The sequence below is a fragment of the Vibrio mexicanus genome (assembly GCF_001012815.1).
GTDB classification, from domain to species: Bacteria; Pseudomonadota; Gammaproteobacteria; order Enterobacterales; family Vibrionaceae; genus Vibrio; species Vibrio mexicanus.
The window spans coordinates 1-1,264 of sequence record NZ_JYJP01000080.1 but is presented as its reverse complement, the minus strand read 5'-3'; the positions used below and the strand labels follow the sequence as shown (position 1 = coordinate 1,264).

The window sequence follows — 1,264 nt, the reverse complement described above, 5'->3', positions numbered from 1 at the left end:
GATTGTAGTGGTCAAGTGAAATTGGCCACGGTTTTATAAGTTTGCCAGTAGAGCCGTTCCGACTCATTTGGTGTGAGACCGCCATTGTACTGATGCGGCCTGATTTGGCTGTAATATCTAATGATGTAGCCAACAATGCTGTTCCAGGCTTCAGTTAAGCTTCGATAACCACAAGCTGGCACCCATTCTGTCTTTAGGCTTCTGAAGAAGCGCTCCATCGGGCTGTTATCCCAACAGTTTCCTCTACGCGACAAGCTTTGTTTAATCTGATAACGCCATAAAGTCTGACGAAACTTGCTGCTAGTGTAATGTGTGCCTTGATCGCTATGGAACATCACCCCTTTGGGCTTACCACGACTTTCATAAGCCATTTTTACGGCTTTGCTTGTCAACTGGCTATCGGGCGAAAAAGACATAGCCCAACCAATTGGTTTACGAGCAAACAAGTCCAGCACAACGGCTAGATAAGCCCAGCGGTTGCCAGTCCAGACATAAGTCACATCACCTACCCACACTTGGTTTGGAGCCGTAACGGTGAACTGTCGTTCAAGGTGATTCGGGATCTCCACATGCTCGGGAGACTGTTTCTTATATCTGTGCTTTGGTAACTGTCGACTCACTAACCCAAGCTTTTTCATGATATTAGTTGCTCTATAGCGACTCAAATTAACGCCCGCATTAGTTACGATGCCTGCAATCGTTCGAGCCCCTGCGGAGCCATTGCTGGCACTATGAGCCTCTTGTACAAGCGCTCGAGTTTGAACTTCTAACGCAGGAATGGCTCTTGGCCGGCGCTTCCAATACTTGTAACTACTTCGATGAATGCCGAAGACCTTGCATAGCGTAGTGATGCTGTAGCTCTGTTTGAGTCGCTCGATTATCGAGAATTTTTCAGTGAGTCCGACATTAACAGAGCTGTAGCCTTTTTTATGATTTCATTGTGCTCTTCAAGCTCGGCGATCCGCTTTTTAAGCTCTCGGATTTCAATCTGTTCAGGCGTCAGCGGTGAAGCTTTTGGCGTAATGCCATTTCTCTCTTGTTTAAGCTGCCTTACCCACTTGTCCATGGCCGACCTGCTCACGCTCATGGCTTTGGCGGCTTCATCAACGGTGTACCCTTGGTCGACGACCAGTTGTGCGGCTTCAAGTTTGAATTCTGGGCTGAAAGTTCTTCTCGTACGTTTTGTCATAGTTCCACCTGTTGTGTACGAGGTGCATCTTAACACCTCTAATCAGGTGGCCAAACTCACTATGCCACTACAGAT

Annotated in this window: 1 protein-coding gene; it reads right to left on the bottom strand. The window is 47.5% G+C overall.

The genetic code is table 11. The features are described 5' to 3' along the window. Nucleotides 1-11 precede the first annotated feature (11 nt). A protein-coding gene (locus UA76_RS11665) for an IS3 family transposase (protein WP_157617620.1) occupies nucleotides 12-1,189 on the bottom strand; the annotation gives its coding sequence in 2 pieces (ribosomal slippage) (nucleotides 12-922 and nucleotides 922-1,189; 1,179 coding nt in all). Between the last annotated feature and the right edge of the window lie 75 nt (nucleotides 1,190-1,264).